The 13,138-nt window shown below is 64.1% G+C and carries 12 protein-coding genes; 3 read left to right on the top strand and 9 right to left on the bottom strand.

Features of this window, described 5'->3' with window-relative positions; translation table 11 throughout:
- Positions 1–36 precede the first annotated feature (36 nt).
- Positions 37–2,259 carry an OsmC domain/YcaO domain-containing protein gene (locus DKK67_RS11860; RefSeq protein WP_111496534.1) on the top strand — a complete coding sequence of 741 codons (2,223 nt, stop codon included), beginning with the start codon at positions 37–39 and terminating at the stop codon, positions 2,257–2,259.
- Positions 2,260–2,310: 51 nt separating this feature from the next.
- On the opposite strand, the gene DKK67_RS11855 is transcribed toward DKK67_RS11860, so the two are convergent.
- Positions 2,311–3,240, bottom strand: coding sequence for a DMT family transporter (locus DKK67_RS11855; RefSeq protein ID WP_111496533.1), 930 nt, complete (start codon positions 3,238–3,240; stop codon positions 2,311–2,313).
- A 72-nt stretch (positions 3,241–3,312) separates the two neighbouring features.
- Here DKK67_RS11855 and DKK67_RS11850 point away from each other — a divergent pair, with 72 nt between their 5' ends.
- Positions 3,313–3,825 (top strand): TetR/AcrR family transcriptional regulator, encoded by a 513-nt coding sequence (locus DKK67_RS11850; protein WP_111496532.1) that lies wholly within the window; start codon positions 3,313–3,315, stop codon positions 3,823–3,825.
- Between the two features lie 35 nt (positions 3,826–3,860).
- On the opposite strand, the gene DKK67_RS11845 is transcribed toward DKK67_RS11850, so the two are convergent.
- The 7 genes from DKK67_RS11845 to DKK67_RS11815 form a co-directional block, all read right to left on the bottom strand.
- A complete protein-coding gene (locus DKK67_RS11845; protein WP_111496531.1) occupies positions 3,861–4,061 on the bottom strand; it encodes a DUF2788 domain-containing protein in 201 nt (66 codons plus the stop codon).
- 9 nt (positions 4,062–4,070) lie between these two features.
- A complete protein-coding gene (gene yaaA, locus DKK67_RS11840; RefSeq protein WP_111496530.1) occupies positions 4,071–4,844 on the bottom strand; it encodes a peroxide stress protein YaaA in 774 nt (257 codons plus the stop codon).
- A gap of 130 nt (positions 4,845–4,974) precedes the next feature.
- Positions 4,975–5,214, bottom strand: coding sequence for a glutaredoxin family protein (locus DKK67_RS11835; protein WP_111496529.1), 240 nt, complete (start codon positions 5,212–5,214; stop codon positions 4,975–4,977).
- A 28-nt stretch (positions 5,215–5,242) separates the two neighbouring features.
- Entirely contained in the window at positions 5,243–5,986 is a 744-nt protein-coding gene (locus tag DKK67_RS11830) for a YciK family oxidoreductase (protein ID WP_111496528.1), read from the bottom strand.
- A 161-nt stretch (positions 5,987–6,147) separates the two neighbouring features.
- Positions 6,148–6,810, bottom strand: coding sequence for an HAD-IA family hydrolase (locus DKK67_RS11825; RefSeq protein ID WP_111496527.1), 663 nt, complete (start codon positions 6,808–6,810; stop codon positions 6,148–6,150).
- A complete protein-coding gene (ubiG, locus tag DKK67_RS11820) occupies positions 6,807–7,565 on the bottom strand; it encodes a bifunctional 2-polyprenyl-6-hydroxyphenol methylase/3-demethylubiquinol 3-O-methyltransferase UbiG (protein WP_204355778.1) in 759 nt (252 codons plus the stop codon). Before ubiG ends, DKK67_RS11825 begins: the two co-directional genes overlap by 4 nt.
- A 53-nt stretch (positions 7,566–7,618) precedes the next feature.
- Entirely contained in the window at positions 7,619–8,950 is a 1,332-nt protein-coding gene (locus DKK67_RS11815; protein ID WP_111496526.1) for a TRZ/ATZ family hydrolase, read from the bottom strand.
- 169 nt (positions 8,951–9,119) lie between these two features.
- Here DKK67_RS11815 and mtnA point away from each other — a divergent pair, with 169 nt between their 5' ends.
- Positions 9,120–10,184 (top strand): S-methyl-5-thioribose-1-phosphate isomerase, encoded by a 1,065-nt coding sequence (gene mtnA, locus DKK67_RS11810; RefSeq protein ID WP_111496525.1) that lies wholly within the window; start codon positions 9,120–9,122, stop codon positions 10,182–10,184.
- A gap of 105 nt (positions 10,185–10,289) precedes the next feature.
- On the opposite strand, the gene DKK67_RS11805 is transcribed toward mtnA, so the two are convergent.
- Entirely contained in the window at positions 10,290–13,109 is a 2,820-nt protein-coding gene (locus tag DKK67_RS11805; RefSeq protein ID WP_228160583.1) for an insulinase family protein, read from the bottom strand.
- Positions 13,110–13,138: the final 29 nt, after the last annotated feature.

Genomic DNA, 13,138 nt, shown 5'->3' with positions numbered 1-13,138 from the left:
AGCCCGTCAAATTCTCCGAACCTGGTAATCCCCGCAATGGAAATCAAAGTCAACTTTCTCGAAAACCTTCGACTGGAAGCCAAGTTCGACGACTTCACCGTCGTCACGGACCAGCCCCTGCGTTACAAGGGCGACGGGTCCGCTCCCAGCCCGTTCGACTATTTCCTGGCGTCGTCGGCCCTGTGCGCGGCGTATTTCGTGCGGGTCTACTGCAAGGCGCGGGATATCCCGACCCACAACATCCGGCTGTCGCAGAACAACGTGGTCGACCCGGAGAACCGCTACAACCAGATCTTCCGCATCCAGGTGGAGCTTCCGGAGGACCTGTCGGACAAGGACCGCCAGGGCATCCTGCGCGCTATTGACCGCTGTACCGTGAAAAAGGTGGTGCAGACCGGGCCGGAGTTCCAGATCGAGACGGTCGACAATCTGGACGAGGACGCCCAGGCCCTGCTGATGGTGGACACCGACAGCGCCGACCGCACCTTTATCGAGGGCAAGGACCTGCCGCTGGAAGAAACCATCGCCAACATGACGGGCATCCTCGAAGACCTGGGCATGAAGATCGAGATTGCCTCCTGGCGCAACATCGTGCCGCACGTGTGGTCGCTGCACATCCGCGACGCGGCGTCGCCGGCGTGCTTCACCAACGGCAAGGGGGCCACCAAGGAAAGTGCCCTGTGCTCCGCGCTGGGTGAATTCATCGAGCGGTTGAACTGCAACTTCTTCTACAACGACCAGTTCTTCGGCCAGGAGATCGCCCACAGCGATTTCGTGCATTACCCGAACGAGCGGTGGTTCCAGCCCGGCCCGAACGACGAGCTGCCCGAGAGCATCCTGGACGAGCACTGCCGCGCCATCTACGACCCGGAGGGGGACCTGCGTGGGTCCAACCTGATCGACACGAACTCCGGCCGCAGTGACCGGGGTGTCTGCTCGCTGCCGTTCGTGCGCCAGTCCGACGGCGAGACGGTGTATTTCCCGTCCAACCTGATCGAGAACCTGTTCCTGAGCAACGGCATGAGCGCCGGCAACACCCGTAACGAGGCGCAGGTGCAGTGCCTGTCCGAGATTTTCGAGCGGGCGGTGAAGAAGCAGATCATCGAGGATGAGATTGTCCTGCCGGACGTGCCGCAGGCCGTGCTGGCCAAGTACCCGGACATCGTCGAAGGCCTGGAAGCGCTGGAAGCGCAGGGCTTCCCGGTGCTGGTGAAGGACGCGTCCCTGGGTGGCCAGTTCCCGGTGATGTGCGTCACCCTGATGAACCCGCGTACTGGCGGCGTGTTTGCCTCCTTCGGCGCGCACCCGAGCCTCGAGGTGGCGCTGGAACGCAGCCTGACCGAATTGCTGCAGGGCCGCAGCTTCGAGGGGCTGAACGATGTGCCGCCGCCGACGTTCAACAGCCAGGCAGTGTCCGAGCCCAACAACTTCGTGGAGCACTTCATCGACTCCACCGGCGTGGTCTCCTGGCGTTTCTTCAGCGCGAAGCACGACTACGAGTTTGTCGAGTGGGATTTCTCCGGTACCAATGACGAGGAGGCCGAGCGCCTGTTTGGCATCCTCGCCGAGCTGGGCAGGGAGGTTTACGTTGCGGTCTATGAGGAACTGGGCGCGCCGGCCTGCCGCATCCTGGTGCCGGGCTATTCCGAGGTGTATCCGGTCGAGGACCTCATCATGGATAACACCAACATGGCGCTGGACTACCGCGAGGATATCCTAAACCTGCACCGCCTCAGCGACGAACAGCTGGCGGACCTGGTGGAGCGCCTGGAAGCCAGCCAGCTTGACGACTACATGACGATCATCACCCTGATCGGTGTGGAATTCGACGAGAACACCGAATGGGGCCAACTGACCATTCTCGAGCTTAAGGCGCTGATCTGTCTGGCGCTGCAGTGGCACGAAGAGGCGCTGGAGTTCGTCGAGGCGTTTCTGCAGTTCAACGACAACACCGTCGAGCGTGGGCTGTTCTACCGCGCCGTGTGCGCCGTACTGGAAGTGGTGCTCGACGACGAGCTGGAACTGGACGACTACCTCTACAACTTCCGCCGCATGTTCGGCGAGCAGACCATGGACGCCGTGGTCGGCACCGTCGACGGCAGCGTGCGTTTCCACGGCCTGACCCCGACCAACATGCAGCTGGAGGGCCTGGACAAGCACCTGCGCCTGATCGAGAGCTACAAGAAACTGCATGCGGCCCGCGCCGCGCGTCACGCTCAGGGTGAACAGGAGAGTCTGAAGAAAACGCAGGGCGCCTGAAACTCAGGCGCGACAGCCCGGACGCAGCGCCGGGCTGTCTCCTTCCAGCCGCTATCCCATCCCGCGGCTCTCTCGCGGTAGCGTGAGTTCCCCATCCGGCTGCCGATTCCGCGCCAGCCAGACGCCCGCCAGACTGAGCAGGAAACCGGCAACCGCCGGCAGCGTGATCGGCTCGCCGAACATCGCAAAGGCCCAAACGGTCGTCACCGGCGGTGTCAGGTAGATCAGGCTGGAGACGCGCGTGGCGGACGTGCGCGCCAGGTTGACCCAGTAGAGCCCGTAAGCCCCCAGTGTCGAGAACAGGATGAACCAGACGACGGCGTAACCGAACGCGGGAGTCAGTTCCGGGGTCAAGCCGCCGTCCATCATCGCCAGTGGCGCGAACAGAGCGGCGGAGGCCGCGCATTGAACCGCCAGCGTGGGGACGATCGGCGTCGCCCGGGCTTTGGCTTTGGTGATCAGTGTGGCGGTGACTATGCAGGCCATGCTCACCAGCGCCAGGCCGTAACCCAGCAGGGGGGCGTCGTTCAGCCCGCCGACAACGGATACCGCTACCCCGAGAAAGCCCAGGGCCAGTCCCGCCCACTGGCGTAGAACAACGCTCTCTCCCAGAATGACGCCCGACAACGCCGCGGTCGCCAGCGGCTGCAGTGCGGCAATCAGCGCCGCGGTGCCAGGCGGCACGCCCATGTCGATGGACGCGATCATGGTGGCCAGGTAGCCGAACATGGCGAAGCTGCCAATCAGTGCCTGCAGGCCGATGTCGCGTGCCGGCATCCGCCGCAACTGCGGCAGGGCCAGCGGTAGGAGGATCAGCGCCGTCAGCAGGAAGCGCCAGAACAGCACCAGGAAGATCGACGCGGTCATGGAGGCCAGGGTCCCGCCGATAAAGCCGGAGCTCCAGGCGATGACCAGTCCGGCCTCCAGCACGGGCGTTGCGGCCATACGGTGCAACAGGTTCGTGGTTGTCGTCGCTTTCATGAGGCCTCCCACTGATCGGTAAAGTGATCGTTCTACTTGCGAAGGTAGAGCGATCGTTTTACTCTGTCAACCATGGAAACGACACAAGAGAAAATTGCGGCGGGGCTGGAGCGCGCCTTTGCCGAACACGGCTTTGCGGAGATCGGCGTGGATGGCCTGCGGGACGCCACGCAGGTCAGTCTGCGCACGCTCTACAAGTACTGCCCGTCACGTGAGGACATGGTGCTGACGGCCCTGGAACACCGGCATACCCGGTATCTGGCGCATTTGTTCGGGGATCTGTCCGGCGGACCGGAACAGGTGCTGGGCGAGATGTTCGAGCGGGTTGGTCGGTGGATGGCGGAGAACGCGTCCTACGGCTGCCTGTTCCACAGCGCCGTTGCCGCGCATCCGGACAAGCCGGCGCTACGGGAGATGCTGCAACGTCACAAGGGCGAAGTCGCTGACGGCATGGTGCGCGCCACGGGACTGGAGGCGTGCCGCGACGAGTTCATGCTGCTGCACGAAGGGCTGACGCAGACCTGGCCACTGACGGGCGAGTGTGCCGTTGAGAGTGCCAGGCTGCTGGCGCGACGGTTGTTGTAGGCGGGTTGAGGCGGGGGAGGAGAGGAAGGGGCGATTCAGATCCCCATCACTTCCACCAGGATCGTCTTGATCACGAAACCCAGGACACCGGCGCCCAGCACGATGAACAGCGCCATCGTGCCGAAGCGGCCGGCTTTGGACTTCTTCGCCAGATCCCAGACGATGAAGCCCATCCACACAATCAGCCCCGTCAGCAGGACGTAAAGTGCGATTTCCGAGAACAGGGCTTCATTCATGGGTCAGGTTCAGGCCGGTTCGTCACGCAGGAACACCCAGTTGTCGCCGCTGGATTGTTCCTCACTGAAGTAATAGCCCGCCACATCGAACTTTTTCAGGTCTTCCGCCGAGTTGATGCGGTTCTTGATGGCGTAGGCGCACATCAGACCGCGGGCCTTCTTGGCGTAAAAGCTGATCATCTTGTACTGGCCGTTCTTCCAGTCCTTGAACTGGGGCGTGATGACCCGCGCGTCCAGCTCCTTCTTCTTGACGCTCTTGAAGTACTCGTTGGAGGCCAGGTTGATCAGCACCTGACCCTCGTCCGCCAGTTCGTCGTTCAGGGCCATGGTCAGCTTGTTGCCCCAGAACGCGTACAGGTCCTTGCCGCGGGTATTCTCGAACCTGGTGCCCATCTCCAGGCGGTAGGGCTGCATCAGGTCCAGCGGGCGCAGTATGCCGTAGAGGCCGGACAGGATGCGTAGGTGATCCTGGGCGAACTCGAAGTCGGCGTCGCTGAAGGACGGCGCATCCAGGCCGGTGTAGACGTCACCGTTGAAAGCCAGCACGGCCGGGCGGGCGTTGTCCGGGGTGAACGGTGTGTGCCAGTCCTGGTAGCGCTGGGCGTTGAGCTCGCCGAGCTTCTCACTGATGCCCATCAGGTTGCTCACCTGGTGCGGCTCCAGCGGCTTGAGCTGGTCGATCAGTTCGCAGGCGTCGTCCAGGAAGGCCGGCTGGGAGTATTTCTGCGTCGCCAGGGGGCTCTCGTAGTCCAGGTTTTTGGCCGGGGAAATGACCATCAGCATGATTGGTTCCTCACTGTCGGATCGGATCTTCGGAATCGGGTCTGTCGCAGCAATCGATTATCAACTTTTGATAATAATAAATTATAACCTATTGCTGTTTAAATTGAGTATTTCTATCTAATGCATCGCTTCAGGTTTTGCCCAGAAACGAGAGCAGATCATCCCGGGTGAACGGCCAGTCCAGCTCCTGGCCGTTGTCGGCGCGCCGCAGTACCGGGATACGCTCGCCATAGCGCGCCACCAGGGCCTCGGACTGGGCAATGTCCACCGCGTCCACGGGAATCGGCGGATCCATGGGCGTTTGTACGAGCAGCGCCTCGGCCAGTTCACAAAGCTGGCAGTGGTCGGTGGTGTAGAACACCAACTGCATCGGATGAAGGTTGTCCCGGCTCATGGGATCAGCGCGCGTCGAACTGTTGGCCGGTGACGCCGTGGCTGTCCTGGCCCATCAGGTAGAGGAACATCGGCATGATGTCCTCCGGCGTCGGGTTGCTGTCCGGGTTTTCCGCCGGGTAGGCGTGAGCGCGCATGTTGGTACGGGTAGCGCCGGGGTTGAGGCTGTTGGCCCGTACGTTGTGGCGCTCGTCGTCCAGCTCGTCGGCCAGCAGCTGGCTCAGGCCCTCCAGGGCGAACTTGGACACCGAGTAGGCGCCCCAGTGGGCGCGCGCCTTGCGCCCCACGCTGGAGGATACGAACACGATCGAGGCGTCGCTGGATTTGCGCATGGCCGGAATCAGCGCCCGGGTGAGCAGGAAGGGCGCGGTGACGTTCACCCGCATGACCTGGTCCCACACTTCCGGGTCGTAGAGCTCGATCGGCGTGCGCTGCCCCAGCAGGCCAGCGTTGTGCAGGATGCCGTCCACCTGGCCGAACTGTTCCTCGATGGTCATGGCCATCTCTTCGTAGTCCTTGACCGCGGCGCCTTCCAGGTTCATCGGTACGATGGCGGGCTTGGGATGGCCGGCGGCCTCGATCTCGTCGTAAACCGACTCCAGCTTGCTGATGGTGCGCCCCAGCAGGATGACCGTCGCGCCGTGGGCGGCGTAGGTCATGGCGGCGCAGCGGCCGATGCCGTCTCCGGCGCCAGTGACGAGGATAATGCGATCTTTAAGCAGGTCGGCCGGTGCTTGGTAGTCTTGCATGGTTCGGTCTCCTTACTCGGCCCGGCGGGGCGGTGCATGAATCGCCCGATGGGAGCGATCCGTCATCTCTGATTGTAGCCTGCCCGATTTACCGGGATCGATCACTGTCTGATTCGAAAAACGATTGGATAACAGCGTGCTGCGTGCCTGTGCCCGTGCCACTAGCGGCTCTGTAACAGGCTCAGCAGCTGGGCGGCGGAATCAATGATGTAGTCGGCCTGCCACTCGCCGATTTCTCCCGGGTGGCGGACGTAGCCGTAACGGGCGGCAATGGTAGTCATGCCGGCGCGTCGTCCGGCTTCGATATCGCGGATGTGGTCACCCACGTAGATGCATTGCGGCGGCGGCACCTGGAGCAGTTCGCTGGCCAGGAACAGGGATTCGGGATGCGGCTTGCGCTGATCCACGTCGTCCGGGCACACCAGGGCATCGCAGCGGTCGTGCAGGTCCAGGGCGTGCAGCAGCGGCACGCTGAAGCGGCGCGGTTTGTTGGTGACGATGCCCCAGGCGATGCCGTTGTCCTCGAGCCAGCCCAGCACGTCCTCCATACCCGGGAAAAGGCGGGTATCGACGGCGATCTCGCTCTCGTACATGTCGAGGAATTCGCTGTGCCGGTCGAAGTAATCGTCGTCGTCCGGCGTCAGGTCGAAGCCCACCTGGATCATCGCCCGGGCGCCGTCGGATACGGCTTCGCGGATCACGTCTTCCGGCAGGTGAGGCAGCCGGTAACGGGTGCGCACGGCATTCAGGCAGCGGACGAAATCCGGCGCCGTGTCGATCAGTGTGCCGTCGAGGTCGAAGAGGACGGCGCGCGGGCGGTTCAAACCGTGTCGCTCCGGTCGTCGTGCCGTTTGGCGTGCATCAGGTAGTTCACGTCCACGTCCCGGCCCAGTTTGTAGATGCGGGTAATCGGGTTATAGGTCATGCCGGTCAGGTCGTTCACTTCGAAGCCCGCGTCACGCAGGAAGTTCGACATCTCCGAAGGCCGGATGAACTTGCGCCACTCGTGGGTGCCCTTGGGCAGCATGTTGAGCACGTACTCGGCGCCGACGATGGCGAACAGGAACGACTTGGGGTTGCGGTTAATGGTGGAGACGAACAGGTCGCCGCCGGGGCGCAGCAGTTTGGCGCAGGCGCGGATCACCGAGCCAGGATCCGGCACATGTTCCAGCATCTCCAGGCAGGTGACCACGTCGTACTGGCCGGCGTGCTCCGGATCCTCGGCCAGCTCTTCGACGCTGACCCGGCGATAATCCACCTTGATGCCGGACTCCAGCCCGTGCAGCTTGGCCACCGACAGTGGCGCTTCGCCCATATCGATGCCGGTGACGTGAGCGCCGCGCTGGGCCATGCCCTCGCTGAGCAGGCCGCCGCCGCAGCCGACGTCGAGCGTCTTGCGGCCGGGCAGAGGGGCGCGCTCGTCGATGTAGTTCAGGCGCAGCGGGTTGATCTCGTGCAGGGGCTTGAACTCGCTGTTGGGGTCCCACCAGCGGCTGGCGAGGGCCTCGAATTTGGCGATTTCGTTCTGGTCTACGTTGCTACCGCTCACGTTGTTACCGCTTGTGTTGTTACCGGTCATGATTCTCAGGTTTCCTGTCAGCAAGTCTGTCGGCATCGACGCCGGGCGGCTCTTCAGCCCTGGCGGATGCGTTGTGCCCATTGATCTACGCGAAGCATCAGGTCCGGCACGTCGATCCGCGTCAGTCGTCCGTCCTGTACCTGGGGTACGCCGCCGATCCAGCTGTGGCTCAACTGGCGTCCGTGACGGCTGTAGACCAGGTGCGAGGCCGGGTCGTAGATCGGCTGGTTGAACGGGTCGCTCAGGTCGATGGCGATCACGTCGGCCAGTTTGCCTGCTTCCAGCGAGCCGATCTCGTGGTCGCGACCCAGTGCCCGTGCGCCGTTGAGGGTGGCCATGGCCAGCGCATCGTGGGCGGAGAGGGCGGCGGCGTCTTCCGCCACGGCCTTGGCCAGCATGGCGGCGGTGGAGACTTCACCGAACAGGTCCAGATCGTTGTTGCTGGCGGCCCCGTCGGTGCCGATGGCGACGTTGACGCCGGCCTTCTGCAGCTTGTCCACCGGGCAGAAGCCGCTGGCCAGTTTCAGGTTGGATTCCGGGCAGTGCACCACGTGGGCGCCGCTCTCGGCCATGCGCATCAGGTCGCCGGGATCCACCTGGGTCATGTGCACGCACTGGGTGTTGGGCGTCAGCAGGCCCAGGTCGGCCAGCCGCTGGGTCGGGCGGATGCCGGATTTCTCCAGGGCGTCGGCCACCTCGAATGCGGTTTCATGCAGGTGAATCTGGATGGCGGCCTGCTTGTCCTGCGCCAGCTCGACGATGGCTTTCAGCGGGCCGTCGGAGACGGTGTAGGGCGCGTGCGGGCCGATGGCGATGCGGGCGTGGCTGTGCTGGCCCCACTGATCGATCAGGTCGGCGCCTTTGCTCAGGTAGTCGTCCGGCCCGCTGCCCCAGGCGGTGGGAAAGTCCATCACCGGGAAACAGATCTGGCTGCGGATGCCCACGTCGGTGGCGGTCTGGGCCGCGATCTCGGGAAAGAAGTACATGTCCGAGAAGCAGGTGGTGCCGGTGCGTAGCATCTCGGCAATGGCCAGCCGGGTGCCGTCGGCGATGAAGTCGTCGCTGACGAACTTGGCCTCCGCCGGCCAGATGTGGTCGTTCAACCAGGTCATCAGCGGCAGGTCGTCCGCCAGGCCCCGCATCAACGACATGGCGGCGTGACCGTGGGCATTGACCAGCCCCGGCAGCAGCACGTGGTCGCCCAGGTCCAGGGTTTCGCGGGCGCGGTAATCGCGGTCGGCGTCGGCCTGGGGCACGATGGCTTCGATGCGGTCGCCCTGGATCAGCAGGGCGTGGTGATTGAGGACCGTGCCCGAGGGAACGACGGGGATGATCCAGCGCGCGTTGATGCGGGTGTCGACAGCGGTGATGGTGTCTGCGGTCATGCCAGTCCTGGTTGGGAGAATCCGGTTCTGACGCCGTGAACGGGCGGCGTCGGCGTGTCCGCCAGTATAGCGATACGGACCGGACGGAACCAGCGGATCGGGTGCCCGGAGTCGTCCGGACGGGCTATAATCGGGGGCCAGTAACTCCTCAGTTTCAGGACGCTTTTCCATGACCGATTCACCCGCCGCCAACTCTACCTCCGACAGCCTCGGCACCCTGGCCATCCTCTGGCATGGCGACCACCTGGCGCTGCTCGACCAGCGCCTGCTGCCGGATGACGAAATCTGGCTGACCTACAACGACGCTCAGGGCGTGGCCGACGCCATCCGCGATATGGTCGTTCGCGGCGCGCCGGCCATCGGCATCACGGCCGCTTACGGTGTGGTGCTGGCGGCCCAGCGAGCCGGCCGGGACGCTGACTGGAAAATGGCGGTGGGCGATGCCATCGATCGCCTGGCGGCCTCCCGGCCCACGGCGGTGAACCTGTTCTGGGCGCTGGAGCGGATGCGCACACGGCTGCAGACCTGCGCCAGCGCTGCGGATGCGGTCGCCAGCCTGACCGGTGAGGCGGAAGCCATTCACGCCGAGGATGTGGCCGCCAACCGGCTGATGGGGCAACACGCCCTGGGCATCATGCCGGACAGCCCATTCGCGGTGCTGACCCACTGCAACACCGGCGCCCTGGCCACCGGCGGTTACGGCACGGCGCTGGGTGTGGTGCGCAGCCTGTGGCGCGCCGGTCGGCTGACGCGGGTCTACGCCGACGAAACCCGCCCCTGGCTGCAGGGCAGCCGCCTGACCGCCTGGGAACTTCAGCAGGAAGGCATTCCGGTGACTCTGAACGCGGACAGCGCCGCCGCCCAGATCCTGCGTCAGGGCGAGGTGCGCTGGGTCATCGTGGGAGCGGATAGGATCACCGCCAACGGCGATGTGGCCAACAAGATCGGCACCTACAGCCTGGCGGTGCTGGCCCGGCATCACGGGGTGAAATTCATGGTGGTGGCGCCGTCCAGCACCGTCGACATGGCGCTGCAGTCCGGCGCGGACATTCCCATCGAAGAGCGGGATGGCAGTGAGGTCAGGGCGGTACGCGGCGTGTCCGTGGCGCCGGACGGTGTGAGCGTCTATAACCCCGTGTTCGACGTGACGCCGGCGGAACTGATCGATGCCATCGTCACCGAGAAGGGCGTCATCGAAAGGCCCAGCCTCGAGGCCATGCGCGCCGTATTCTGACCTGCGTGGTCAGTGATTCAGTGGGCAGTAAGCTTCAGATTGAAACGAAACGGATAGAGAGGGCGGGGCGGCTTGTGGCAGAGCCGCCCCGCCAGGTTGGCGGGATCAGTACACGAAGGACGCGCTGCGCAGCGTGTCCAGGGCGGCCCGGTCATCGGTGACCTGCTGGCCAGCGGTGACTTTCAGGGACCGCAGGCGCGGCTCGATCTCTTCGCGGTAGGTGTGGGTCAGGTCGTCGAGGGACACTTTGCGAATCGCCTCGGCCATCTTCTGGCGGCTGTCGAAGTCAAACGCCTGGCGGTCAATCTCGCGCCAGTAGCGCTCGGAAACCTCGCCGAGCTGGCGGTCCTGCGCCAGCAACTGGCTGAGCACCGCCTGCTTCTCCCGCGCTACTTCGGCCGGGCTCATGTCGGCCAGCTTGCCTTCGAAGTTTGTCAGGAACTCGCCAACCGCCTGGTCCAGCTTGTCCGCACCGCTGTTGGGTGACTGGATCATGAAGCCCAGGGCTGGCACTTCCAGCATCTCGAACGACGAGGATTGCACGATATAGCCCAGCTGCTGGTGCGTGCGCAGACTCTCGTAGAATGGGCTGCTGATGATTTGCGCCAGCACCGCAAAGCGGGCGCGTTCGTCGAATTCGGTGGAATCGCCCTGCACGTAGAGGGCATAGCCGGTGTCCGGATGATCCACCTGCAACCCGATATCGGTCTCGCCCTCCGGCAGCTTGCGTACGCCGCTGCGCGGCACCGACTTGATGTCGCTGTCGTCGAACAGCAGGGCGTTGGCCTGACGCTGCAGGTTGATGGCGGCGGCTTCCGTCAGGTTGCCGTGGACGAGCATCACCGGATCCACTTCCTTCAGGTAGTCACGGGCGAACTCACGCAGCTCGCCAAGCGTGACCGATTCCGCTTCCGCCAGCTTGTCCCCGGTTGGCCAGGCGCCCTCGATCAGCGCGCTCTGCATTTCCGACATGACCTGACTGACCGGCTTGCTCTTCGCCTGGTTGCGCAGCTCGTCGATCATGCGCTTGCGGTTGATCTCGAAACGGGCGGGGTCGATCTCGCCATTTGCCACCTGGGTCATGATCCGGCGCAGCAGCACGTGCAGCTTGTCGTTGTAGCCGCCCACGCGGAGGGTGATGCCGCGCAGGTGCGAGTACACCCGATAGTCCAGCCCGGCCAGCTGGGCGGGATAGGCGTAGGCGTTGAGGTTGTCGCGGATGCTGTCTACCAGCAGCTCGGTGAGCACCTGGCCGTGGGCGGAATCCCGGGTCAGGGGCGAGCGCAGACTCAGATAGACGTTGGCCTTGGGGGTGCCGAAATGCTTGTCGCGCGCGTACCAGACCGTCGGTGCACCCGGCGCGTCCAGCTTGATCGGGTGAGCCATGGTCTGGCCCGGCACCATGCTGAAATCCTCCGGGATAAACGGGTTGCGCTCCGGCAGGCCAAGCTGGGCCGCGAGGGCTTCGGGCGCGTCGTCCAGTTGGGCCGGGTCGAAGTCGGTCACCTGGTAGGGCGTGTCGTACCATTCGGTGCGCGGGGCGTCCTTGGGCAGGGCCTGCGGCGTCATCAGGGAGATCAGCACGTTGTCCGGGGTGAGGCGATCCAGCACGGCGCGGTATTTTGCCGGCGTGTAATCCTCCATCATCCAGGGCGCGCGCAGGACGTCGGCGGGTTTGACCCGTTGCATCTGCATGGCCAGCGAGCTGACGGTGTGGATCGGCGAACGCTTCTCCTGGAAACGGAAGCCGGTCTCTGACAGCTGCCGCAGCTCGTCGAAGTAGGTTTCCTGGATGCCGTCCTGACGGATCCGGTCGATGTAGTCGAAGGTGAGGGCGATGACGTTGCGCCAGTTCTCCACCCCCTGGGGCGTCAGTGACAGGCTGATGTTCAGGCTGCTCTCGTGGCCGGTGTCCTGACCCTGGCCGGCGGCCAGGCTGTTGGCCAGACCCGCCTGCTTGAGCACGTTGAGCAGGCTGCCCTGACCTTCGTGGCCGAGCAGGTTGGCGATGTAACCCACCGGTTTGTCGGCGTATTCGTCCTGCTGGGACGGCAGCGGGAAGGTCAGCTCCAGACGGCGCACGTCCTTGAGGGACTGCACCTGCAGGAACGACGGCAGGAAGCCCGGCTTGAAGATGGGGGCCGTGTGCTCATGGGGCGCCAGCTGGCGGTTCTCGATCGCCGAGAAGCGGGGCTTGACCATCGCCTCCAGTTGATCCAGTGACTGTTTGCCCAGCACCACCAGGCTCATCAGGTTTGACGAATAGTGCGATTTCCAGAACTGCACCAGATCGTCACGGATCGGATCGCCCGGACGGTCGGCCAGGGTGTCCAGATCGCCCACCGCAAACCGGCTCATGGCGTGTTCCGGGTTCATGACGGCTTCCTCGGCGGAATGGAAGCGGCGGCCGTCCTCCTTCAGCTTGGAGGAGTATTCGGAATTGACGGCGTTCTTCTCCCGGTCCACCAACTCGGCGGTGAACAGGGGTGCGGCGAACTGCTGGGCGAAACGGTCCAGCGCCGGTTCCAGCTCGTCGGCCTGGATATCGAAGAAGTAGTTGGTGTCCTGGAACGCCGTAAACGCGTTGTGGGACCCACCGTGACTGGCGATGAACTGCTGGTATTCGCCGGGCTCCGGGTATTTCTCCGTGCCCAGGAACAGCATGTGTTCGAGGAAGTGCGCCAGTCCCTGGCGATCATCGGGATCGTCACCGCTGCCCACCGACACGTTCATGGCGGCGGCCGCCTTGTCGGCGTCCGGATCGGAAATCAGCAGTACGTTCAGGCCGTTTTCGAGCTCCAGATAGCGATATTGGTTGTCGTCGTTGGGACTCTTGACGGGTGCCGTTGCGGCCAGGGCCAGCGCGGGCAGTAACAGGGACAGGATGACCAGGTGACGGAACAGGGACCTGTGACCGATCAACACGATACTCCTTTTCTTGGGTGCAGTAGTCC

This window comes from Marinobacter bohaiensis (assembly GCF_003258515.1).
Taxonomy (GTDB): Bacteria; Pseudomonadota; Gammaproteobacteria; order Pseudomonadales; family Oleiphilaceae; genus Marinobacter_A; species Marinobacter_A bohaiensis.
This window is presented reverse-complemented; position numbering and strand designations above follow the sequence as displayed.